Below are 22,317 nucleotides of genomic sequence, written 5' to 3' on the forward strand. Positions count from 1 at the left end.
GCTAAGGTGTCTGAACCGCCCTGGCCCATCGAGTCCCCATGCGCTTCCTCGCCCGCACCCACCCTCGCCTTTCCGCCGCTGCGCTATTCGGTCTTGCCGTCGGCCTGCTGATCCCTGCCGACTCGGTCATCAGCAAAATCCTTATCGGCTGGAACGCCGGCGTCTGGACCTATCTGCTCCTGATGTTCTGGCTGACAGCTCGCGCGAAAGCACCGGACGTCAGACGCATCGCCGAAGTCGAGGATGAAAATGCCGGGCTGGTGTTGTTCGTTGTGTGCATCGCGGCTCTGGCCAGCCTCGCCACCATCACCTTCGAACTGGCCGGCAGCAAGGACCTGGAAACCACTCGCAAACTCCTGCACTACGGATTCACCGCGCTGACGGTGATCGGTTCATGGTTGCTGATCGGGGTTATCTTCAGCGTCCACTACGCCCGGCTGTTTTACACCTGGGACGGCAAGGAGCCGGCGCTGCGCTTTGCCGAAGGCCTGACCACGCCCAACTATTGGGACTTTCTGTACTTCTCGTTCACCATCAGCGTTGCCGTGCAGACGGCGGATGTTGGCGTGGCCACGCGAGAGATACGCAAGATCGTGTTGGCGCAGTCGTTGATCGGGTTTGTATTCAATACGGCGATTCTGGGGTTTTCGATCAATATTGCGGCGGGGTTGTTTGGTTGACAAATGTTCCACGCTCAATCCACATGTGTATCTGGTGCAACTGCGCCTGGCCACGGCAAGGCGGACTCGACATGGGCCGGGGCACTGACCAGCGAACGCTCTTGTATAAAATCGGGGCACTTACCTTTTCTCTAAACCATTCAAAGAACGGAAAACAAGCACACTTTAACTTATCTGTAAACTGTCAACTCTGACAGTTTACAGCGGCGATATGATGAGTTCTGATAACTTATCCATAAACAGGACCCCGATCAGGTCTTTGGATACCTCACCCAGGCATAGAGGATTTTATTATGAGAACAAGTACTCAACTAAAACCCGTCGCACCGTATTTTATCGGCAACATTGACAAGACACCCTTTGAAGCAAACCAAAGGGAGGTAAAGGACGCTAACCTTCCACCTCCATTTGATAATCACCTTATTTTTTCGGCCACTCAGCGCGAAGCCGATTTAAGCTATAGAGAAATCCGGATAATTTTACCGAAAACGCTTGAATACAAGACTTATTCGTTGACTGACTCTGAAACCCCGATTCGCTTTGAATATATCAATGATACTAACGCCGACATCAATGTTTACATAGGGATTGAAGGCACTATCACGCTTTTCGAATCCAGTGAGACCAATGCCGTGGCTGCTCAATTCGAGGTCAAAGTCGAGGATGACAACCACGATACACAATTAGAGACTGATGGTGAATTTGACATGTTGCTTCCATGACTTTTTACATGAAAAAAAACATCCCGACATTAGTCGGGATTTTTTTCGTCAACCAAAAGCGGTGATTAAAAGTTGTAGCTTACGCCTACACTGTAGTTCCAGTTCTGTTCAATGGTATTACCTTTACTTCCTCCCGCCTCGCCATAGACCTGCCAGTTTTTCTGGGCGGGCACCCAGTTCACCCCCACTGTATATTCAAGGCTGGTACTGGAAGGGTCACTGTTAAAGTCATCATTATTGACCTTTACATCGTTACTTTTTACAAATTCGTGCCCCATCGCCAAGCGTACCCTTGGTTGCAGCTTGCTGGCGTTGTCCAGAGTGATCTCACGGCCGATGGTCATCCCCACTTTACCCAACAGCGAGTGCGCCGCACCGGCATCAACTTCCAGACCATTGTCCAACCGGTATTGCTTTGCCTGGACCGCGCCAAGGCCTACCTGAGCAAAGGGTTCAATAAAGTCACCGTTATCAAACCGAATGAGCTTGCCCACTTCCACTGTTGCACTTAAACCCAGATTTTTATAGTTGCCTTTGCTGCGAGTGCCGTCACTCATTGTGACGTTGGCCTGGTTATCAAACTGGTTGACCTTGCCCACCACGTCCACATACATGCCGCTCGCTACATCAAGCAACGTGCCATAGACACCCGCATTGAGGCTGTCGACTGTCGCCGTGGAACCATTTTTGAGGTCTATATCAGTGCGCCCCGACCCTACAAACGCCCCGACAAGCCATTGCTGACCGCCCAGTTGCGCTTGAGTATCGGCACCCAGCGAGAAGCCACGCTGGTTCTGGGTGAAACCTCCACCATAAGCGTTGGAAACGTTGTACTGGCTGCCATAAGTGCGCATCCACACACTATTGCTCAACTTTTTCATCGAGGTATCGCTTCTTGCCAAAGGCGATGTATCTCCACTACTACTGCTCAGACGACGATCGCCCAGACGGCTATTGAGCGAGGTCATCTCTCCATACAGGATGCTTCGTGTACTGCCGGCAATCGCCAATACCGTATTCGTCGAGGTACTGACAGTCTGATTGGGTTTAAGGAACAGCCCTTCACCCTCCCTCAACAATCCATAAGTGCGTGAGCCTGCATCGACCAGCCCATTACCATTCAACGCGAAGCTCGCATCGCCACCTGCAACGTTGCCGATTTTCACCAAATCGGGAGTCGTCGGATTGGTGCCACTCGCTGTCACCTGAAGTTTATGCTCACCGCTGGCACCTTTTGTAACATTCAGGAAATCGGTACGCTCGGTATTCAGGTCGGCGTGCATGACGAAGGTGCCCTTGCCCGACACATTCTCCACATCCAGTTGGTGGAAAGAGCCTGTATCCCCCAGGCGAACAATACCGTCTTCCAGCTCCAGACTTTGCACCGAGCTGTTGCCCGTGGTAACCCATTGGCCGGCATTTCTGATTTGGATATTCGCTGAATTTTCAATTTGGCCAGTCAGCGTTGCGCCATTATCCAGCGCGACCGTGCCAGCGGTATCGGTGACAACATCGCCTGTCATGCTGCCACCATGATTCAGTGACAGACTGATGACGTTGTTCACGTTCCCATTGAGTGCAGCACCATTATCGATCGTGACCGCAGCGCCACTACCGGCTTGGGCAAGTACATCTCCGGTCATGGTGCTTCGAGTATCGAGCGTGACCTGAGCGACATTTTGCAGATTACCGGCCAGTGATGCGCCATTTTGAAAACGGGTCCGAGCGGCGCTGCCGGAGTCGACCACTACATCCCCCACGAGCGCACTGTTATCAACGGTGAGCCCGACGGTTGCCCCGTTTTTTACTTCAAGCACATTGCCGTTGCCCGCCACCAATGTGGAATCATTGAGCACATGAATATCGGCCTTTGCACCTTGCAAATTCAACAAGTCGGTAGAGATCGCGGGGCCCGTTCGACCTTCAATCCGCGAATCATCAAGCACTACCGTTGACGTTTCCCCGCGACTGGGTTCGCTCCCAATGTGCAGACCGACGTCGCCACCGCTGATGAAGCTATTTTTCGCCGAGAGTGAGCCATTCAGGAGTCTGACGCCGTCCGACGTCGTGCCAGTTGCGCTGATGGTGCTTTCAATCAACTCGAGTACGCCAAGACCGTTGACCTGCGCCCCCACACTCGAAGCCGTCACGGTGCTGTCAACCAACTTTACGCTGGAGCCGGATTGATCCTGAATATTGCGTGTCAACATCAACCCCACAGCGTTACTCGTTATAGTGCTGTTCGTGATCTCCGCGCTGCTGCTGGCAAGGTTGATCGCTGCGCCAGTACCCGATGTGTTTGCAACCGTCCCCCCAATCATGTTCATGACCGACAATCGCTCAAGAGCAATCTGTTTGTTACTTCCCCCATTGACTTCCAGCTTCGCTCCAACCGCCCCAATATTATCTGTATCCGCACCGTTGGAAATCAGCTCGGAGCCTGGGTTCAGTGTCCAGGATTCAATCGGGTCGGTGCTATCAATCGTCTCACTTTGTCCAGGATTTAATACACCGGCGTGAGAAACCGAGACAGATAGCATCAGCAGCGCAAAGGAAGGAATTGCCCGGCTATTGCCAAAAATATCGAATTTGAAAGGTGGCGTGGTACGCATGCGAGTAGCCCTTAGTAATATCCTGTGCCAAAGCAGAAGTAGTTCGAATCCGGCGCCGGATAACAAATATGGAAAGCGCGCCGAAGACTACAGATGTAACCGCTACGTCTCTGTAGGACTAATCCTAAAGTGTCGACAGATAAGTCTTCAGAACACTCATCTCTGGTGGTTTTCGTCGCAAGAGCTCGTATGTAAAATCACACCCAATCAACATGAACCTCGTTCGCCATGTTGATTGGGTGTCCAGCCACTAATTAACCGTCACTGCCCGCCCCCAAGTCTTCACAGTATTCGAGACTACTATTACGTACTCTGACCGGATGCATTTCCTTGGGTGACTCAAACGTTGTTTCACCCAGTTTTATCTCGTACCAAATTTGCGCGTAATAAAAGGTGACCGGATTCGTTGCTGGCGTCTCCAGTTGAATCGTCTTGAACAGCTCGTAGTCCATATCGAAGACGAGATCGCCCCCTCCTGCCGGCATATTTTTTGTTTCCTTGAACGTTGCGCCGGTGATCGGCGTTACCGGAACTTTCTCTTTCCAACCCTCCATCCTCATAGTGACAGGCCTGTTTGGTGGTAGATCGCGATGACCGCCCGGCGCCGACACTTTAAGTGGAGGTACGATAGTATTTCCTTCGTCTACAGTTCGAGGCACCATCGTTTTGCAGGTAATATACCGCTCACCACCCAGCTCAATGAATGGACCTTTATGCGGATCCAAGTCGATTTCAAATGTTTCGACCAGCACGTCAGTTCTGGGCAACTGCCGCATAATATTGGGATTGCCAGGGTATTCAATGGTGTAGTGAGCCTTGATGTTTCCTGGCTCGACAGGTGAAATCTCCGAGTAATCAACATCTATAAAGACAGCGGTATCAGTATTTTTCATTTGTATCGATCCTACTGGCTTGTCGTCCCAGTAGAACGTGATTAACGCATCCCTCAGTAGATCCGGCAGACCTGTCCACCTGGTAGCGGTGAAGCGTACAGGATGATTAATATCCTCCGTGGTCAGATGGTTCTTGTTGCCAGCACCCTCGCGCCCATTAACTACGACCGGAAGCAGATTATCGTTGTCCAGTTCGGGTAACGTATCAGGAGGTATTCCCGGGAACACAAAGTAGACGAATATCGACGTTGGCGGCTCATCTATTGGAGTGTTCGCTCCACGTTTCAACGAGTAAGAAATTTCTACAGTCTTCTCATCTGTAGCGCCTTTCGTCACTTCGTCCAGAATATCGTAGGTAAGTTCCATTTTGAACGGACCGGGGCTCGCGCCTAACTCTTCGCTCCCCAGCACTACCTCTTTGTCGCCCTTGACTTTTACGGTGATAAGGTCTTTCGGATCGCCGTTTTCCGGATAATCGATCTCGGCAAAGATTTTTGTGCCGACAGGCAAAAAAGTACCGAGACTGATCGCTTCCGTATGGCTAGGGCCCGCCGCTGGTACCCTGAGTTGCTTGAGCAGTGGGGGCGGCAAAAATGCGATCGGCAGCAAGGGGATGCCTGAGATAACAGAGTCCAGCGATTTGTTCCTCGGTGCGTCATGCCACATATAGCGATGGTATAAGCTTCCGTTTGGAAGTTTCCTCAGCTCATCGAGACTGATCGTGAACTCTCCTAGCAAAGGATTCGACGAGGGTGTGACCACATCTCGGTAAATGACGGGCATGGTTGTGGTCGTGCCCGATCTGTTAGCGACACAAAAGGTAACTTCGTCATTGTCCACACGGTTGGCGTAGTCTATTGCAACGTTAACCACCAGTCCCCTAGGATTTTTGTCGGCCCACTCTTCGTCAATCCTCTCCCCTCCAGCCACATCCAGATTGGCAAATGTCGCGAAAGGCGGTGCGCTTCTGCTGAAGGGTTTTTTTACATAATAGGGAGCATTCTTGTCGACAAAGAACTCAACCGGGGTCGAGCTATCTTCAATGCCAAGCCCATCGATGATATGGAAGCGGGCGTAATACTGCGTTGGCCCAGGAATGTCCGGGTCATCCGGAATCAGGCTATTGGGTACCGGGATATCCACCGGAAAGAAGCCTGCAAAGTCCTCTGGTATATCTATCTTTCCAAGTTCTTTTTCAGGTTGCCCAACTCTATTCCCTTTTACCATTGCTATACCGCCACCAAACAGTCCATCTTTGAGTTCCATTAACCTCATTCGGATAGCGGGTTTATTCAACTCTTCCAACAGGATTCTGCCATCGCCTTCAATCTGACCGACGATTGTCGGCGGGTCAGCAAATGGCCCAGTTCGCGTTGATTTACGAGGCCCGCCATTCTCCGCATTTTCTTTAGCAGTCATTTTAATATTCTCCTCTGTGCATTAAGCCAAATGGCCTGATCTGCTCCATCAGTCTGACAGCTACACAACAACTTCCTGATGAAAAGCAACGTTAAAAGCAGATTGAATCAACAATCATAAACTCGCCCCTTAAGTTATTACCCTTTGTTATTCGAAACACACACCTGCGCCAAAACCTTGCGCCTGCGCGGCCACCCTGAAAATCACTTGGCGAGAGCCGTCATGAATAACAGTACGTACTACCAGAAAGAATTCTATCTATCTTTGCCACGGCAAGACGAGATTTTCCAATCACCCTGCCGGCCCTGGTAATGGTATAGATCGCAACAAGCGAGTCTTCATCAATTAATGGCTTTATGCAGGGAGCAAAAGAAACAGATTGAGAAAATCCGTTTTCAATCTCTTGATCATTCAAAAACCTAGTCAGCGTTTCTGCCGACTCCGGAACGATGTGTTCTCCATTTTCCCCGGGGGATCCGTTAAGTGTTCGATAACCCTGTAATTTGAGGGAAAATTGATCACCGGGACGAGCCCATGGCTGCTTCGGAATATCTATAACGATGCCTGATGTCAATGCAGGATCGGTTTCACAATTGTAGTACCCGTACTTCGTCAGATTGGTAAAAATGGCTTCCGCAAGTATCTTTTCAGGCTCTTGAGTATGATCGATGATCAGTGGTTTGCGGGGTGATGGATCCGGCATACCGAAGGCAGTTATGATGTAATAAAGCAGTGCAGTACCGTTAACTGCCATCCGTGATGGAGGGATTGTTACTTCGATCTCCGGCGGAACGATCCCCGTCGGGAATCGCCGCTCAAACAGGAGTTCCTCATTTCCGTCCTGAAGCCAAAACACTTCAAGATGATCATCAAATGACGTTTCTTCCCAGCGTTGAATTCGGGCTGTGGTGCCGCTAATCAGAAGCGGCAAGGGAATAAATCCATCAGGTTCTGTAACACCATCCACGGTGATCTCAGCCGCCAATGGTGCTTCCGTTTGGGACGCAAGTTTTTCTTCACTCGATTGAGTACTCAAAGACATCTGGAATTCCTCCACACGTTTGAAGTTCTTCGTCCCTCGTTAACGATTAGGCAACGGCGGTCTCTCATTGGCTACTGTCAGATCTAACAGGTTTAGATACCGTTCGTCGGATTATGGTGGCTGTTCAGGCAATTATCGGTTTCCGCCGACTTGACGTAGCGCTTACATTTGACGCTTCATGAAACCGGTTTCAGCACTACATTGCTAACGCTTTAATTCCAATAACAAGGTCGCCATGACGTGAACGATTTCTCCGCCGCCCAGCGCAGCCGCGTCACCATGCTCGATGTCGCCGAATACGCAGGCGTGTCCAAGGCCAGCGTCTCGCGCTTCATTGGTGACGACCGCGCCCTGCTCTCGGATGCCATCGCCCAGCGCATCGAGCAGGCAATTGCCGAACTCGGCTATCGCCCCAATCAAATGGCCCGCGGCCTGAAACGCGGCCGCACGCGCCTGATCGGCATGCTGGTGGCCGATATCCGCAACCCTTATTCGATTGCCGTGATGCACGGCGTGGAAACCGCCTGCCGGCGGCACGGTTACAGCCTGGTGGTGTGCAACACCGACCGCGATGACGAGCAGGAACGTCAGCACCTGGCGCTGCTCCGCTCGTACAACATCGAAGGGCTGATCGTGAACACCCTGGGCCATCATCGGGATGAGCTGGATGAGTTGAAACGGGAAATGCCGCTGGTGCTGGTAGATCGCAAGGTCGACGGGCTCGACAGCGACATGGTTGGGTTGAACAACCCGCAAGCCGTCGAAATGGCGCTCGAACATCTGCAGCAGCGCGGCTATCGCGATGTGCTGCTGGTGACCGAAGCCTATGACGGTACCAGTTCGCGGATCGAGCGGGTCAGCAGTTTTCAGCAGCAGATTGGCCAGCGCAAAGACATGCGAGGCGCGGTACTGGAAACTGACTCGAGCCTTGTGAACGATCTTCAAACCTTTTTGAACGCACCTGATAACGGCCCGAAAGCCCTGTTCTGCGCCAATGGCGTGGCGGCGCTGGCTTGCACCCTGGCGCTGCGCGAGATTGGCTGCCGGTTGTTCGAGGATGTCGGGCTGATCGCCCTGGATGATCTGGACTGGTATCCGTTGGTGGGCAGTGGGATTACTGCTCTTGCTCAACCGACGGAGGAGATTGGTGCGCGGGCGTTTGAGTGTTTGCTCAAGCGTTTGCGTGGGGATGATGAAGCGGCGCGTACGCTGGATTTTGCACCGATGCTGATCGAGCGCGGCTCAACGCTCAGCAAGGCGGAATAAGGCCCTGTGGGGCCACCAAAAAATTTTTGAACAAAAATGAAACCGGTTTCAGAGGTAGATAACAATGAATAAACCTGCCGTTTCCATCAGCCTGTCCAGCTACGGCGCCGACCTCGTTCGCCGTCGTGGCCAGGCTTCGTTCCTCGAAGTGCTGGCCGCTGCCGGCGCCAATCGCATCGAATGGCGTGAAGAGCTGCTGACCAACGAAGTCCCGGAACAACTCTCCACCGCCACGCAAGCTCAAGGCCTGCAAAGCATCTATTCCTCGCCGACCGAACTGTGGCTGGCCGGTCAGTCGCGGCCTAATCCCGAACTCATCACCGCGCTGAAGAACGCCGAAGCGTTTGGCTCGAAGTGGCTGAAGGTGTCGCTGGGTTTTTTCACCGACAACAACGATTTGCAGACGCTCGCGCAAATCCTTGCGCAAAGCCCTGTTCAACTGCTGGTAGAGAATGACCAGACCCTGCACGGTGGCCGCATCGAACCGTTCCAGCGCTTCTTCGCCGCCGTCGAGCAACACAACTTGCCAATCAAGATGACCTTCGACATCGGCAACTGGCAGTGGCAGGACCAGTCCGCCACCAGTGCCGCTCGACTGCTGGGCCGCCACGTCGGTTACGTGCATTGCAAAGCCGTGGCCCGCCGCGCCGACGGCAAACTGGTAGCGGTTCCACCTGCCGCCAGCGACCTGCATCTGTGGGAACAACTGCTGCGGCACATGGCCCAAGGGGTGATGCGCGCCGCCGAATACCCGTTGCAGGGCGATGATCTGGTGCAACTCACCACCGAACACGTCGCCGCCCTCGCCCACCTCGGCCAATCCCGTCTGGAGCCTGCTCATGTCTGAGATCGATATTCTGTCGTTCGGCGAAACCATGGCGATGTTTGTCGCCGAACAGAGCGGCGATCTGGCCTCGGTCGAGCAGTTTCACAAACGGATTGCCGGGGCCGACAGCAATGTCGCCATCGGTTTGTCACGGCTGGGTTTCAATGTGGCTTGGCTGAGCCGGGTCGGTGCCGATTCGCTGGGACGATTTGTCGTCGAAACCCTGGCTCGCGAAGGGCTGGATTGCAGCCATGTCGAAGTCGACAACGCGCACCCGACCGGTTTCCAGCTCAAGTCACGCAACGATGACGGCAGCGATCCGACGGTCGAGTATTTCCGTCGCGGCTCGGCAGCCAGTCATCTGTCATCGCAGTCGATCAACCCGACGTTATTAAGCGCCCGACACCTGCACGCCACTGGCATTCCGCCGGCGCTGTCCGCATCGGCCCGGGAAATGTCCCGTGAACTGATGACCCGCATGCGCAACGCCGGGCGCAGCGTGTCGTTCGACCCGAACCTGCGCCCGAGCCTGTGGGCCAGCGAACGGGAGATGATCACCGAGATCAACCGCCTCGCTGCCCTCGCCCACTGGGTGTTGCCGGGGTTGAGTGAAGGTCGCTTGCTGACCGGTTTTGAAGATCCGGCGGATATCGCGGCGTTTTATCTCGATCAGGGTGCCGAAGCCGTGGCGATCAAGCTCGGGCCGCAGGGTGCGTATTACCGCACGCATCTGGATCAGGGGTTTGTCGCCGGGGTGCCGGTCCAGACCGTGGTCGATACGGTCGGCGCCGGGGATGGTTTTGCGGTCGGGATGATCAGTGCCCTGCTGGAGCACCAGAGTTTTCCCGAGGCCGTCAGACGCGCCAACTGGATTGGCAGTCGCGCGGTGCAGAGCCGTGGCGATATGGAGGGTTTGCCGACCCGATCCGAACTTCTAGCTCATCGTTCCCACGCTCCTGCGTGGGAATGCAGCCCGTGACGCTCTGCGTCACATGGGACGCGGAGCGTCCCCGGAGGCATTCCCACGCAGAGCGTGGGAACGAGCAACATCCAATCAATTGAACCTGCTGCGACAAAAACAACAAGCTCAGGAGCAAGACCATGAAAACCGTAACCCTCGCCACCCGCCGCTGGTGGTACATCATGCCGATCGTGTTCATCACCTACAGCCTGGCGTACCTGGACCGCGCCAATTACGGATTCGCTGCTGCGTCCGGAATGGCTGAGGACCTGATGATCACCCCAGGCCTGTCTTCGCTGCTCGGCGCGCTGTTCTTCCTCGGGTACTTTTTCTTCCAGGTGCCCGGCGCGATCTACGCGCAAAAGCACAGCGTGAAGAAGCTGATCTTCGTCAGCCTGATCCTCTGGGGCGGGCTCGCCACGCTGACCGGCGTGGTCTCCAACGCCTATTGGCTGATCGTCATTCGTTTCATGCTTGGCGTGGTCGAAGCGGCGGTGATGCCGGCGATGCTGGTCTATCTCTGCCACTGGTTCACCCGCGCCGAACGCTCGCGGGCCAACACCTTCCTGATCCTCGGCAACCCGGTGACGATGCTGTGGATGTCGGTGGTGTCGGGCTATCTGGTGCAGCATTTCAGCTGGCGCTGGATGTTCATCATCGAAGGTCTGCCGGCAGTCCTTTGGGCCTTTATCTGGTGGAAGCTGGCCGATGATCGTCCGGCCCAGGCCAAGTGGCTCAACGACCAGGAAAAGCACGATCTGGAAAGCGCGCTGGCGGCCGAACAGGTAGGGATCAAAGCGGTGAAGAACTACGCCGAAGCCTTCCGTTCGCCAAAGGTGATCATTCTGGCGCTGCAATTTTTCTGCTGGAGCATTGGCGTCTACGGCTTCGTGCTGTGGCTACCGTCGATCCTCAAGGCCGGCGCGCAGATGGACATGATCGAGGCCGGCTGGCTCTCGGCCCTGCCTTATCTGGCGGCAGTGATCGGCATGCTGCTGGTGTCCTGGGGCTCGGACAAGCTGCAAAAGCGCAAACGCTTCGTCTGGCCGCCGCTGCTGATTGCTTCGGTGGCGTTCTACGGCTCCTACGCCTTGGGCGCTGAGCATTTCTGGTGGTCGTACACGTTGCTGGTGATCGCCGGCGCCTGCATGTACGCGCCTTACGGGCCGTTCTTCGCCATCGTCCCCGAGATTCTGCCGGCCAACGTCGCCGGCGGCGCCATGGCGCTGATCAACAGCATGGGCGCCCTCGGTTCGTTCGGCGGCTCGTATCTGGTTGGTTACCTGAACAGCTCCACCGGTTCGCCCGGCGCTTCGTACCTGTTGATGAGCGGCGCGCTGATGCTCTCGGTGGTGCTGACGATTTTTCTCAAGCCCGGCGCCAGCGACCGGGTGACGGCCAAGCGCGTACCGCGTCCGCTGCCGGCCCATTCCTGAATTGATAGAGAGATGACTGCGATGAAAAAGCAGGTTGTGTTGTACAAAAAACTGTCGCCGGCGCTGATGGCGCGCCTTGAGGAACAGGTCGATGTGACACTGATCGACAGCCTCGATGCCGACGGCCTGATGAAACTGCGCGACGCCCTGCCCGGTGCCCACGGCTTGCTCGGCGCGAGCCTGAAGCTGGACGCGGCCCTGCTCGATCTGGCACCGCAGCTGGAAGCGATTTCTAGCGTCTCGGTGGGCGTCGACAACTACGACATCGACTACCTGACCCGGCGCAAAATCCTGCTGACCAACACCCCGGACGTGCTCACCGAAACCACCGCCGACACCGGTTTCGCCCTGATCCTGGCCACCGCCCGGCGCGTGGTCGAACTGGCGAACATGGTGCGCGGCGGCCACTGGCACCGCAGCATCGGCCCGGCGCATTTCGGCACCGATGTGCATGGCAAGACCCTGGGCATCATCGGCATGGGGCGGATTGGCGAGGCGTTGGCGCAGCGGGGACATTTCGGGTTCGGGATGCCGGTGATCTATCACAGCCAGTCGCGCAAACCGGCGGTTGAAGAACGTTTCGATGCGCAGTACTGCAGTCTGGAGGATCTGTTGCGGCAGGCGGATTTCATCTGCCTGACCCTGCCGCTGACGGCGCAGACTGAAGGTTTGATTGGCGCCGAACAGTTTGCGTTGATGCGCCCGGACAGCATCTTCATCAACATTTCACGAGGCAAGGTGGTGGATGAGGCCGCGATGATCGACACCTTGCGCCATAACCGGATTCGCGCGGCGGGGCTGGATGTGTTCGAGCGTGAGCCGCTGAATCATGACTCGCCGTTGTTGCAGCTGAACAACGTGGTGGCGACGCCGCACATGGGCTCGGCAACCCACGAAACGCGCGAGGCGATGGCGCGGTGTGCAGTGGAGAATCTGTTGGCGGCGTTGGCTGGGGAAAAACCCGCCAACCTGGTGAATCCTCTCCACTGATGATCGTTCCCACGCTCTGCGTGGGAATGCCTCAAGGGACGCTCCGCGTTCCAGCTCTGGAAGGGACGCGGAGCGTCCCGGGCTGCATTCCCACGCGGAGCGTGGGAACGATCAGGAGGAAACCCTCAGGCACTGCGCACTTGCAGAAGCTGCGCAGCACAAAGTGCAATCCGCGAACACGCATCCGCCAGTTTCACTCTATCTACCACCAGCCCGATGCGAATATGCCCCGCCGCACTGGGCCCGAACGCTTCCCCTGCCAGCACCGAAACCCCATACCCCTCCAGCAGCCGCTCGGCAAAGTCCTGCGCGCCGAGCCCGGTCTGGCGCACGTCGACCATCACAAACATCCCGCCATCCGGCTTGATCGGATACAACCCCGGACAGCCGCGCAACCGCTCGCACACCAGATCCCGACGCAAGCGGTATTCCTCGCGCATCTGCGTCACTTCCGGCAGATCTTTCTCCAGCGCGATCTGCGCCGCTTTCTGCACAAAGTCCGGCAGACCGAACAACATGCTCAGCGACAGATTCACCAGATGCTCGGCCAACGTCTTCGGCCCGATCATCCAGCCAATGCGCCACCCCGTCATGGCATGGGATTTCGACAGGCTGTTGATGGTCGCGGTGCGCTCGGCCATGCCCGGCAGGCTCGCCGGGCTGATGTGCTCGCCTTCGTATAACAATTCGCTGTAGACCTCGTCGCTGATCAACCACAAGTCATGGCGGATGCACAGCGCTGCCAGCTCTTGCCAGATCAGCAGCGACAGGCTCGCACCGGAAGGATTGTTGGGACTGTTGAGCAAAATGGCTCGTGTCCTGGGAGTGATCCGCGCCGCGACATCCGCCGGGTCGACGCGAAAACCATTCTCCGGACGAACCGGCACCGGCACCACGGTTGCGCCGCAGGCACCGAACACGCCTTCGTAGGTCACGTACATCGGTTCGGCGACGATCACTTCATCGCCCGGATCCAGCAGACATTGCGCCACCGAATACACCGCGCATTGCGCGCCGGGCAGCACGATCACATGTTCGGCATCCACATCCTGGCCGCTGTTGCGTCGATGGCGCTCGGCGATCTGCTTGCGCAGCTCCAGCCGGCCGCGCACGTCGGAATAATGGGTATCACCCGCCAGCAGGCTGTCGATGGCGCCGTGGATGATCGGCAGCGGCGTATCGAAATCCGGATCACCCACGGACAGCAGCAAGACATCAATGCCCTCGGCGCGCAGCTCCAGCGCTCGGTCGTGAATCCGCCAGGCCGCTGCTCCCTCCCCGGCGATTCGTTGGGTCAAGGCTGAATAGCGCATGTACGTCTCCTGATTGCGCGGTCTCCAGCCTTCACCCTAGGTCAAATCACGAAGCGCGCCACCATCGCATTCAAATCCACCGCCAGGCGCGACAGTTCGTGGGTCGCGGCGCTGGTTTGATTCGCGCCGGCGGCCGATTGAGTGGCCAGGTCGCGGATGTTGACCAGGTTGCGGTCGACCTCACGGGACACCTGCGCCTGCTCTTCCGAGGCGCTGGCGATCACCAGGTTGCGCTCGTTGATCTGGTGAATCGACTGGGTGATCTGCTCCAGGGCAACGCCGGCGGCGCGGGCCATTTCCAGGGTGGTCTGGGTGCGCTGGTTGCTTTGCTGCATCGACTCGACCGCTTCACCGGTTCCGTTCTGGATGCCGGCGACCATTTTTTCGATTTCCTGGGTCGATTGCGCAGTGCGATGGGCCAAGGCGCGAACTTCGTCCGCTACCACCGCGAATCCGCGCCCGGCTTCACCGGCACGGGCCGCTTCGATGGCGGCGTTGAGCGCCAGCAGGTTGGTCTGTTCGGCGATGGCGCGGATCACGTCCAGCACCTTGCCGATATCGCGGCCCTGTTCGGCCAGGCCTTCGATCATCTGTGCGGTGTTCTGCACGTCGTGGGTCATGGTCTGGATCGCGTCGACGGTTTTCACCACCTGATCGCGACCTTCACGGGCGGCCTGGGTCGACTGGTTCGAGGCTTCGGAGGTCGACACCGCGTTGCGCGCAACTTCTTCCACCGCTGCGGTCATTTCGTTGACCGCAGTGGCGGCCTGTTCGATTTCGTCGTTCTGCTGTTGCAAGCCACGGGACGCTTCTTCGGTCACGGCGCTGAGTTCTTCGGCAGCAGCGCCCAGTTGCGTGGCGGAGCCGGCGATCTGCTCGATGGTCTTGCGCAGGTTGGCCTGCATGGCAGACAGGGCTTCAAGCAGGCGCGCCGGCTCGTCCTTGCCGTCGATTTCGATGGCTTTGGTCAGGTTGCCGCCAGCGATAGTTTGCGCGGCAGCGACGGCGCGGTTCAGCGGGGTGACGATGCTGCGGGTCAGCAGCCAGGCCAGCAATACGGTCAACAACGCGGCAATTACAGACACGGCGATGATGCCGGTAATGGCACTGTTGTAATACTCACCCGCCTGAGTGGAAGCGGTCTTCGCGTCGGCGGCGTTGATCGCGATCAGCTTGTTGAGTTGTTCGCCCATCTTGTCGGTGCCGTCCTTGATCCTCGTGTTGATCAAGGCGCGCATCTCGTCGAGCTTGTCCTGACGCGACAGCTCCATCATCTGATTCTGCGCTTGCACATAGTTGTCGAGAGTCGTCGAAAACTCCTGATATAACGCGCGTTCCTCCGGGCCGGCCGGCAGTACTGCGTAACTGGCCTGGGCAGCGCGCACCTTGTCCACCAGCACACCGATGCGGGTCTGGGCTTCCTGCAAACCGGCCGGTTCGCGGTTGACCAGAATGCGGAACGAGAGAATCCGCAGGCGCAGCACGTTCTCCGTCACCACCGCGAGTTGGGTGACGCTTGGCAACTGCGTCGAGTCCATCTCCAGGGAAGCCTGACGGATGATCGACATGCGGTTGACGGCGAACACGCCAAGCACGATCACCAGCAAGGCAATAAAAGCAAAACCGAGGAAGGCACGGGGCGCGATATTCAGATTACGCAGGGACATAGGAGGACTCTCGGATAGTTGAAACTACGAGCGTCCATGCCGTTATCACGTGCCCGTGGGCGGGCTTCGTTCCGGCGTCACTGTTCTGGAAAATCTTGTGTGCGCCTGATTTCTGTATCGGCCAGGCTTGAGGAAGTTTGCGGGGAAAGATGAAATATTTTTCACGGCGCTGCGGGTGTTTCAGCGCTGAAACACCCGTTGTTTCAAATGATGACTGACAGGTCAGGCCGGAGTTGCAATACGCCATACGCGAGCAATATCTGTTGCACGTTCACGCAACAGGCGCGGGGCTTCGGCGCAGGCCTGTTCCAGGGGCATCGGGCCGCTGGTGACCGCGAATGCAGCGTCAATGCCGTGATGGTAGAGCGCTTGATAGCCCTCACCGAGGGTGCCGGCGATGACGATCACGGGGACGCCGTGTTGCTTGGCGATCCGCGCCACGCCAAACGGGGTTTTGCCGCGCAGGGTCTGGGCATCGAAGCGCCCTTCTCCAGTAATCACCAGATCTGCGTCCTTTACTGCGTCGGCCAGTCCGACCAGCTCGGCGACCACTTCGACACCGGCCTGGAATCGCGCACCGAGAAACGCCTTGGCGGCAAAGCCCAATCCACCTGCGGCACCACTGCCCGGTTCATCGCGTACGTCCTTGCCCAACGCCTGCGCGCAGAGTCCGGCGAAGTGGCCGAGGGCCTGATCCAGTTGTTGAACTTGCGCCGGTGATGCGCCCTTTTGTGGGCCAAAAATCGCCGAAGCGCCGTGGGGGCCGCACAGTGGATTGTTGACGTCAGCGGCGATGTCGAAACGGACGTGAGCCAGACGTGGGTCAAGTTCGCTCAGGTCCAGACGTGCGAGTTGCGCCAACGCCAGACCTCCCGGCACCAGCGATTGCCCTTGAGCATCCAGCAGTTTCACGCCCAACGCTTGCATGGCGCCGGCGCCACCGTCGTTGGTGGCACTGCCGCCGATGGCCAGAATGACTCGCTGCGCGCCGGCATCCAGCGCGGCGCGGATCAGCTCACCCGTGCCGAAGGTGCTGCTGATGCAGGCATCACGCTGCCCCGGCGGCACCAGTTGCAGGCCGCTGGCTTCAGCCATTTCGATGATTGCGGTGTGGTTATGCGGCAACCAGCCCCACGCAGCTTCAACTGCCGCACCCAACGGGCCACGCACGCGAGTGCGGCGCAATTCGCCTTCGCACGCGGCGAGAATCGATTCCACCGTGCCTTCGCCACCGTCGGCCATCGGGCACTTGACCAGCGTCGCCTGCGGCCAGACCTGCGCCAGGCCCAACGCAATGGCTTCTGCAACGCCTTGGGCACTCAGGCTGTCCTTGAACGAATCGGGGGCGATGACGATTTTCATGCGAATTCTCCAGTTCCAATGCCCCTCATGCTGCCAGTCGCCTTGCCGGTTGACGCCTGTCCGCTGCACAAGTCGTGCAGGCGTTTATTGTTCATTTCGACAAATCGTCGGTCTGCGGCAGCAATTGCACACCCAGATACAACGCCAGCATCCCGTCGAGCTTCAACGGATCGACCCCGCTCAACTCGGCAACCCGCTCCATCCGGTAACGCAGGCTGTTGCGGTGAATGCCCAAGGCATCGGCGCAGGCCTGGCTCTGGCCGTCGTGATCGCACCAACTGCGCAGGGTCGCGAGCAACTGGCCGTTGCTGTCCTTGGCGATCACTTTGCGCAACGGTTTGAGCAGTTCATCCAGCGCATCGTCGTTGCGATGGCGCCAGAGCATCACCGGCAAGCGATAGCGATTGAGAGTCAGGAGCCGTGAACGCGGCAGCACTTCGCGGCCATAGGCGAGCAAGTCGCCGACCCGCCGATAGCAACGGCGCAACCCTGCCAGCCCATCGGCCTGCCCGCCAACCGCGATACGCAGAATGTTCCAGCCCAGACCATCGAGTTTTTCCAGCAGGCGATCATGCTCGACATTCTGACTCGCCGGCCGGCACCAGAGCAGTGACGACTTGGCCGAGCTCACACACCAACTGTCGGGATAGCGCGACATCAGCCAGGCACTCAACGCCTCGACGGTTTGCCCCGGTCCGTGTTCCAGGCCCAACTCGAACAGATACGGCACTCGTGTCAGTTGCGGTTTAAGGCCAAGTTGCTGGGCCTCGTCAATCAGCCTTGGCGAATCCCCCGCCTCGCTCAGCAGCAAGGCCAGTAAATCATCGCAACGTTGCCGCCGCCATTGCTGTTCGGATTGCTGGTTGCGCTGGCCCACCAGCATTTCAGCGGTCATGCGCACCAGCTCGGCGTAAGTACGCAGTTGCTCCGGCTCGCCGGTGATGCCGAGTACGCCGATCAAACGCTGATCGAGCAGCAGCGGCAGATTGATCCCCGGCTGCACGCCTTTGAGATGCACCGCCGTCTGCGCGTCAATCTCCACCACCCGCCCGTTGGCCAGCACCAGTTGCGCGCCCTCGTGGCGGGTGTTGATGCGCTCCGGCTCGCCACTGCCGAGGATCAGCCCCTGGCTGTCCATGACGTTGACGTTGTACGGCAAAATGGCCATGGCCCGGTCGACGATGTCCTGGGCGAGGTCGTGATCGAGTTCGAACATAGGGGCTGGAATCCTTGAAAACAGGCGCGGACGGTTGTTCACCCGCACAGGGTCTGGCGGCAAACCCTGTGCTCAGGCACAAAGACAATCCGGCCAAAGGTGGCCGAGACTCTCAGGGCGATCAACGTTACCCTTTGCATCGCAAAAAATCATAATAAAGAGAGAGCCGCCATGTCGCAGAGCGCCGCTGCCGCCCAGACCATCGTTGACGATAAAAATGCCGTCTACAAACGCATCACCCTGCGTTTGATCCCCTTCATCTTCATCTGCTACCTGTTCAACTACCTCGACCGGGTCAACGTTGGATTTGCCAAACTGCAGATGCTCGACGCGCTGAAATTCAGCGAAACCGTGTACGGCCTCGGTGCCGGTATCTTCTTCATTGGCTACGTGCTGTGCGGCGTACCGAGCAACCTGGCGCTGACCAAATTCGGGCCACGGCGCTGGATCGCGCTGATGATGATCACCTGGGGCACGCTGTCGACTTGCCTGCTGTTCGTCACCACGCCAACCCAGTTCTACACCCTGCGCCTGTTCACTGGCGCCGCCGAAGCCGGGTTCTTCCCGGGTGTTGTGCTCTATCTCTCGCAATGGTTCCCGACCTTCCGCCGTGGCCGGATCATGGCGTTGTTCATGTCGGCGATCCCGGTGTCCGGCCTGCTCGGCAGCCCGTTTTCCGGCTGGATCCTCAATCACTTCGCCGCCGGCCAGGGTGGTTTGGCCGGCTGGCAGTGGATGTTCCTGCTGCAGGGCATTCCAACCGTGGTGCTGGGCGCCCTCGCCTACTTCCTGCTCAGCGACAACTTCGCCAACGCCAAATGGCTGACCCCTTACGAGCGTTCGGTGCTGGAAGCGGATCAGGCCGAAGACCTGGCGAACAAACCGAAAACCGCCTCCGATTCGCTGATCGCCGTTTTCAAGAACCCGGCCATCTGGGCGTTTGGCTTGATCTACTTCTGCATCCAGAGCGGCGTGTACGCGATCAACTTCTGGCTGCCGTCGATCATCAAGAACCTCGGCTTCAGCGACAACCTGGTGATTGGCTGGTTGAGTGCGATTCCGTATCTGTTGGCCGCCGTGTTCATGCTGGTAGTGGGTCGTTCGGCGGACTTGCGTAAAGAACGTCGCTGGCATTTGGTGGTGCCGATGTTGATGGGCGCCATTGGCCTGTTGATCGCGGTGAACTTCGCGGCGAATCCGGCGATTGCGATCCTCGGTCTGACCATCGCGACCATGGGCGCGCTGACCGGTCTGCCGATGTTCTGGCCGGTGCCGACTGCCATGTTGAGCGCGGGTGCTGCGGCGGGTGGTCTGGCGTTGATCAACTCGATGGGGCAGATGGCCGGGTTCCTGAGCCCTTACCTTGTGGGTTGGGTCAAGGACAGCACCGGGTCGACCGATGCGGCGTTGTATCTGCTGGCGGGGGTGATTGTTGGCGGGAGTCTGCTGGCGTTGCGGATGACGCGGACGTTGCGGGCCTGATTATTGGCAGGCACACAAAAACGGCCCATCTCGGGCCGTTTCTCGTTTATATCGTTCCCACGCTCTGCGTGGGAATGCCTCAAGGGACGCTCCGCGTTCCAGCTCTGGAAGGGACGCGGAGCGTCCCGGGCTGCATTCTCACGCGGACGGTTCGACGCCTCGACGTGGGAACGATCAGGCTAAGGATCTGGCTAGAGCGGTGTTTCTGGCTTCAACTCCAGATTATCCAGCGCCCGATTCACCGCCAGTTCACTCAGCATGATCAGTTGCGAGATGCCCAGCAGCACATGCCGCTGCGAGCCGTCCACCAGCCCGGCGAAGTCAGTGGCCATGGTTTTGGCGCAAGTCAGGGTTTCAGAGGCATCGGCCAGCAGTTCTTCGCTGTCGATGCCGGGGGCGATGAGGTAGCGGGTGTTGGGTTTGAGCAGCGGTTTTCTGGGGAGCAGCGGATTGAGGTAGTGGTCGAGGGCGCGTTCGGCGGCTTCGTGGAATTTCTTGGAGTCGAGGGTTTCGTAGGGTGAGGTTGTATCGGTTTCGGGTGGGTTGGGTGTTGGTTTGATCACGTTTGAATCTCCAAATCAGAAAAATGGAGCCATCAAACTTCGCTACCAAACGAAGAGGTGGTGGCCATACACGGGTTGGTAGACCGGTGACTTGGAGAACCGGCGCGCTCGAAAACGCCCCACGCATGGCCACCATAAAAGCACGGACGGATGAGCGTCCGAATACGGTGAATTGCGCAACAAGTCAGATCCGGGCTACCAAACCCGATCGCTGCATTTCAGCGACGGGACAACGATAAAACCCGGCCCATAAGCGCACAAGCCGGCGGATTCTGGCGCAGTCGTAGGCAACGGCGCAAGGTTGTGTAGCCTGGGGTGCGTGTCTGAACGTGTCCTTTAAACACCCCTCTTAAACACCCCTACTCCGATCGTTCCCACGCTCCGCGTGGGAATGCAGCCCGGGACGCTCCGCGTCCCTTCCAAAGCCGAACGCGGAGCGTCCGTGGAGGCATTCCCACGCAGAGCGTGGGAACGAGCGTCACACACTGTTTTTTGCATCCAGCTCAAGCACCAACCCACCCGGCATCTGCACAAAAATCTGCCAGATCCCATCTTCCGGCACCTGCGCCACCTGATACGGCAACCCACTGCCCTGCACCCGCTTCAAAACCACCGCCGCGTCTTCATCGGTGCGAAACGCAATATGACTCAACGCCGCCTCATCCAGCGCGGGCTGCTCAATCACATGCACCAACGCCTGCGCATCCTGATACAACCACCGCCCCGGAAACGGAAACGGCGGCCGGCGCCCCGGCGTCAGCCCCAGTAACCCACCAAAAGCGTCCTGCAGCGCCTGACCGTTAGCGGTATTGAAGGCCAGATGATCAAATGTCCACGTCATGTCTGTCTCCTGCGGTTATTCAGGATTCCAGTATCTGCGCTTGCCAATCCCGGAAAAATCCCGCAAAACGCCAAGGATCTTCAACGGATTTTTACTAATGAGCTCAATCCTCGATCTGGAAATCTTCGTCCGCACCGCCGACTCCGGCAGCATCTCCGCCGCCGCCCGGGCTCTGGAACTGACCCCGGCCGCCGCCAGCATCGCGCTGAAACGCCTGGAAACCCGCCTCGGCATCCGCCTGTTCGCCCGCTCGACCCGCAGCATGCGCCTGACCGAAGAGGGCCGACGCTATCTGGAAAGTGTGCGTCTGGCGCTGGCCACCCTGGCCGAAGGCGAGCAAGCGCTGAAGCAGCAAACCGAAGGCCTGAGCGGCGTGCTGCAACTGGCAGCGCCGTCGGATTTCGGGCGCAATGTGCTGTTGCCGTGGCTGGACGATTTCAAACGCGAGCACCCGCATATTCAATTGCAATTGCTGCTCAACGACCGGCATGCGGATCTGTTTCGCGAAACGGTGGACGTGGCGCTGCGCTTTGGCGTGCCGAGTGATTCGACGCTGGTGGCGTTGCCGATTCTGCCTGATCATCGCCGTGTGGCTTGCGCCAGCCCTGCGTATCTGGAACGGCACGGCACGCCGCAAAACCCTGCCGAATTGAGCAAGCACAGCGCCCTGCTCTATCTGCGCAACGGCCGGCCTTACAACACCTGGCGCTTCCATCGCGAAGACGAAACCGTCGAGGTCGAAGTACGCGGCGACTACCTCAGCGATGACGGCGAAGTCGCCCGCCGCTGGGCACTCGCCGGGCACGGCATCGCCTACAAGGCTTGGCTCGACGTCGCCGAAGACGTGCGCGCCGGGCGGCTGATGACGCTGTTCGATGACTGGCATGGCGAGAGCGTGCCGTTCAATCTGTTGTGCCCGCACCGGGTGCAGGTGTCGGAACGGGTCAAGGTGTTGCAGGCGTTTTTGCGCCAGCGCTGCGAGGCGTTGCGCCGATAAATTCACTTTGCCGCGCCGGGCGCTTCTGG

18 protein-coding genes are annotated in these 22,317 nt (G+C 57.9%); 9 read left to right on the forward strand and 9 right to left on the reverse strand.

Translation table 11 applies throughout. From position 1 onward, the window contains the following. The first annotated feature begins 38 nt into the window (after positions 1-38). A complete protein-coding gene (locus tag ACM6JM_RS10290; RefSeq protein WP_039768687.1) occupies positions 39-680 on the forward strand; it encodes a DUF1345 domain-containing protein in 642 nt (213 codons plus the stop codon). A gap of 293 nt (positions 681-973) precedes the next feature. Beyond that, positions 974-1,402, forward strand: a complete 429-nt coding sequence (locus tag ACM6JM_RS10295; protein WP_074690491.1) for a hypothetical protein — start codon at positions 974-976, stop codon at positions 1,400-1,402. A gap of 65 nt (positions 1,403-1,467) precedes the next feature. Here ACM6JM_RS10295 and ACM6JM_RS10300 read toward each other — a convergent pair whose 3' ends face one another. The 3 genes from ACM6JM_RS10300 to ACM6JM_RS10310 all read right to left on the reverse strand — a co-directional run bounded on the left by ACM6JM_RS10300 (position 1,468) and on the right by ACM6JM_RS10310 (position 7,368). Continuing rightward, positions 1,468-4,014, reverse strand: coding sequence for an autotransporter outer membrane beta-barrel domain-containing protein (locus tag ACM6JM_RS10300; protein WP_074690490.1), 2,547 nt, complete (start codon positions 4,012-4,014; stop codon positions 1,468-1,470). A 254-nt stretch (positions 4,015-4,268) separates the two neighbouring features. Continuing rightward, positions 4,269-6,326, reverse strand: a complete 2,058-nt coding sequence (locus ACM6JM_RS10305; RefSeq protein WP_414881795.1) for a hypothetical protein — start codon at positions 6,324-6,326, stop codon at positions 4,269-4,271. A 220-nt stretch (positions 6,327-6,546) separates the two neighbouring features. Next, positions 6,547-7,368, reverse strand: coding sequence for a hypothetical protein (locus ACM6JM_RS10310; protein ID WP_074690488.1), 822 nt, complete (start codon positions 7,366-7,368; stop codon positions 6,547-6,549). Positions 7,369-7,608: 240 nt separating this feature from the next. Between ACM6JM_RS10310 and ACM6JM_RS10315 the strand changes: the two genes are divergently transcribed. From ACM6JM_RS10315 to ACM6JM_RS10335, 5 genes are all read left to right on the forward strand, one after another. Further along, a complete protein-coding gene (locus ACM6JM_RS10315) occupies positions 7,609-8,634 on the forward strand; it encodes a LacI family DNA-binding transcriptional regulator (protein ID WP_414881796.1) in 1,026 nt (341 codons plus the stop codon). A 64-nt stretch (positions 8,635-8,698) separates the two neighbouring features. Continuing rightward, the gene (locus ACM6JM_RS10320) at positions 8,699-9,481 is read left to right on the forward strand and encodes a sugar phosphate isomerase/epimerase family protein (protein ID WP_414881797.1); all 783 of its coding nucleotides are present in this window, start codon (positions 8,699-8,701) and stop codon (positions 9,479-9,481) included. Beyond that, a complete protein-coding gene (locus ACM6JM_RS10325) occupies positions 9,474-10,439 on the forward strand; it encodes a sugar kinase (RefSeq protein WP_103385197.1) in 966 nt (321 codons plus the stop codon). The genes ACM6JM_RS10320 and ACM6JM_RS10325 overlap by 8 nt, the downstream gene beginning before the upstream one ends. 122 nt (positions 10,440-10,561) lie before the next feature. Then, positions 10,562-11,857, forward strand: a complete 1,296-nt coding sequence (locus ACM6JM_RS10330) for an MFS transporter (RefSeq protein ID WP_414881798.1) — start codon at positions 10,562-10,564, stop codon at positions 11,855-11,857. A gap of 21 nt (positions 11,858-11,878) precedes the next feature. Next, complete coding sequence (locus tag ACM6JM_RS10335) at positions 11,879-12,847, forward strand: 2-hydroxyacid dehydrogenase (RefSeq protein WP_414881799.1); 969 nt, start codon at positions 11,879-11,881, stop codon at positions 12,845-12,847. 125 nt (positions 12,848-12,972) lie between these two features. Here ACM6JM_RS10335 and ACM6JM_RS10340 read toward each other — a convergent pair whose 3' ends face one another. The 4 genes from ACM6JM_RS10340 to ACM6JM_RS10355 form a co-directional block, all read right to left on the reverse strand. Beyond that, complete coding sequence (locus ACM6JM_RS10340; RefSeq protein ID WP_414881800.1) at positions 12,973-14,160, reverse strand: pyridoxal phosphate-dependent aminotransferase; 1,188 nt, start codon at positions 14,158-14,160, stop codon at positions 12,973-12,975. 41 nt (positions 14,161-14,201) lie between these two features. Further along, complete coding sequence (locus ACM6JM_RS10345) at positions 14,202-15,827, reverse strand: methyl-accepting chemotaxis protein (RefSeq protein WP_414881801.1); 1,626 nt, start codon at positions 15,825-15,827, stop codon at positions 14,202-14,204. Between the two features lie 222 nt (positions 15,828-16,049). Further along, positions 16,050-17,189, reverse strand: a complete 1,140-nt coding sequence (locus tag ACM6JM_RS10350; RefSeq protein WP_414881802.1) for a glycerate kinase — start codon at positions 17,187-17,189, stop codon at positions 16,050-16,052. A 91-nt stretch (positions 17,190-17,280) separates the two neighbouring features. Beyond that, complete coding sequence (locus ACM6JM_RS10355; RefSeq protein WP_414881803.1) at positions 17,281-18,405, reverse strand: sugar diacid recognition domain-containing protein; 1,125 nt, start codon at positions 18,403-18,405, stop codon at positions 17,281-17,283. A 171-nt stretch (positions 18,406-18,576) separates the two neighbouring features. On the opposite strand from ACM6JM_RS10355, the gene ACM6JM_RS10360 reads away from it, so the two are divergent. Then, entirely contained in the window at positions 18,577-19,887 is a 1,311-nt protein-coding gene (locus tag ACM6JM_RS10360; RefSeq protein WP_414881804.1) for an MFS transporter, read from the forward strand. A 191-nt stretch (positions 19,888-20,078) separates the two neighbouring features. Here ACM6JM_RS10360 and ACM6JM_RS10365 read toward each other — a convergent pair whose 3' ends face one another. Then, the gene (locus ACM6JM_RS10365) at positions 20,079-20,450 is read right to left on the reverse strand and encodes a DUF6124 family protein (RefSeq protein WP_039768710.1); all 372 of its coding nucleotides are present in this window, start codon (positions 20,448-20,450) and stop codon (positions 20,079-20,081) included. Positions 20,451-20,928: 478 nt separating this feature from the next. Beyond that, a complete protein-coding gene (locus tag ACM6JM_RS10370; protein WP_414881805.1) occupies positions 20,929-21,291 on the reverse strand; it encodes a hypothetical protein in 363 nt (120 codons plus the stop codon). Positions 21,292-21,388: 97 nt separating this feature from the next. Here ACM6JM_RS10370 and ACM6JM_RS10375 point away from each other — a divergent pair, with 97 nt between their 5' ends. Continuing rightward, complete coding sequence (locus ACM6JM_RS10375) at positions 21,389-22,288, forward strand: LysR family transcriptional regulator (protein ID WP_163975417.1); 900 nt, start codon at positions 21,389-21,391, stop codon at positions 22,286-22,288. Positions 22,289-22,317 lie beyond the last annotated feature (29 nt).

It is taken from the genome of Pseudomonas sp. IT-P2, assembly GCF_949767575.1.
GTDB classification, from domain to species: Bacteria; Pseudomonadota; Gammaproteobacteria; order Pseudomonadales; family Pseudomonadaceae; genus Aquipseudomonas; species Aquipseudomonas pharyngis.

Excerpts from the sequence above, each read along its gene's own strand:
- ACM6JM_RS10310 (WP_074690488.1), bottom strand. The coding sequence starts at position 7,368 with ATGTCTTTGAGTACTCAATCGAGTGAAGAAAAACTTGCGTCCCAAACG.
- ACM6JM_RS10325 (WP_103385197.1), top strand. The coding sequence starts at position 9,474 with ATGTCTGAGATCGATATTCTGTCGTTCGGCGAAACCATGGCGATGTTT.
- ACM6JM_RS10320 (WP_414881797.1), top strand. The coding sequence starts at position 8,699 with ATGAATAAACCTGCCGTTTCCATCAGCCTGTCCAGCTACGGCGCCGAC.
- ACM6JM_RS10375 (WP_163975417.1), top strand. The coding sequence starts at position 21,389 with ATGAGCTCAATCCTCGATCTGGAAATCTTCGTCCGCACCGCCGACTCC.
- ACM6JM_RS10305 (WP_414881795.1), bottom strand. The coding sequence starts at position 6,326 with ATGACTGCTAAAGAAAATGCGGAGAATGGCGGGCCTCGTAAATCAACG.
- ACM6JM_RS10360 (WP_414881804.1), top strand. The coding sequence starts at position 18,577 with ATGTCGCAGAGCGCCGCTGCCGCCCAGACCATCGTTGACGATAAAAAT.
- ACM6JM_RS10370 (WP_414881805.1), bottom strand. The coding sequence starts at position 21,291 with ATGACGTGGACATTTGATCATCTGGCCTTCAATACCGCTAACGGTCAG.
- ACM6JM_RS10350 (WP_414881802.1), bottom strand. The coding sequence starts at position 17,189 with ATGAAAATCGTCATCGCCCCCGATTCGTTCAAGGACAGCCTGAGTGCC.
- ACM6JM_RS10335 (WP_414881799.1), top strand. The coding sequence starts at position 11,879 with ATGAAAAAGCAGGTTGTGTTGTACAAAAAACTGTCGCCGGCGCTGATG.
- ACM6JM_RS10345 (WP_414881801.1), bottom strand. The coding sequence starts at position 15,827 with ATGTCCCTGCGTAATCTGAATATCGCGCCCCGTGCCTTCCTCGGTTTT.
- ACM6JM_RS10340 (WP_414881800.1), bottom strand. The coding sequence starts at position 14,160 with ATGCGCTATTCAGCCTTGACCCAACGAATCGCCGGGGAGGGAGCAGCG.
- ACM6JM_RS10290 (WP_039768687.1), top strand. The coding sequence starts at position 39 with ATGCGCTTCCTCGCCCGCACCCACCCTCGCCTTTCCGCCGCTGCGCTA.
- ACM6JM_RS10330 (WP_414881798.1), top strand. The coding sequence starts at position 10,562 with ATGAAAACCGTAACCCTCGCCACCCGCCGCTGGTGGTACATCATGCCG.
- ACM6JM_RS10300 (WP_074690490.1), bottom strand. The coding sequence starts at position 4,014 with ATGCGTACCACGCCACCTTTCAAATTCGATATTTTTGGCAATAGCCGG.
- ACM6JM_RS10295 (WP_074690491.1), top strand. The coding sequence starts at position 974 with ATGAGAACAAGTACTCAACTAAAACCCGTCGCACCGTATTTTATCGGC.
- ACM6JM_RS10355 (WP_414881803.1), bottom strand. The coding sequence starts at position 18,405 with ATGTTCGAACTCGATCACGACCTCGCCCAGGACATCGTCGACCGGGCC.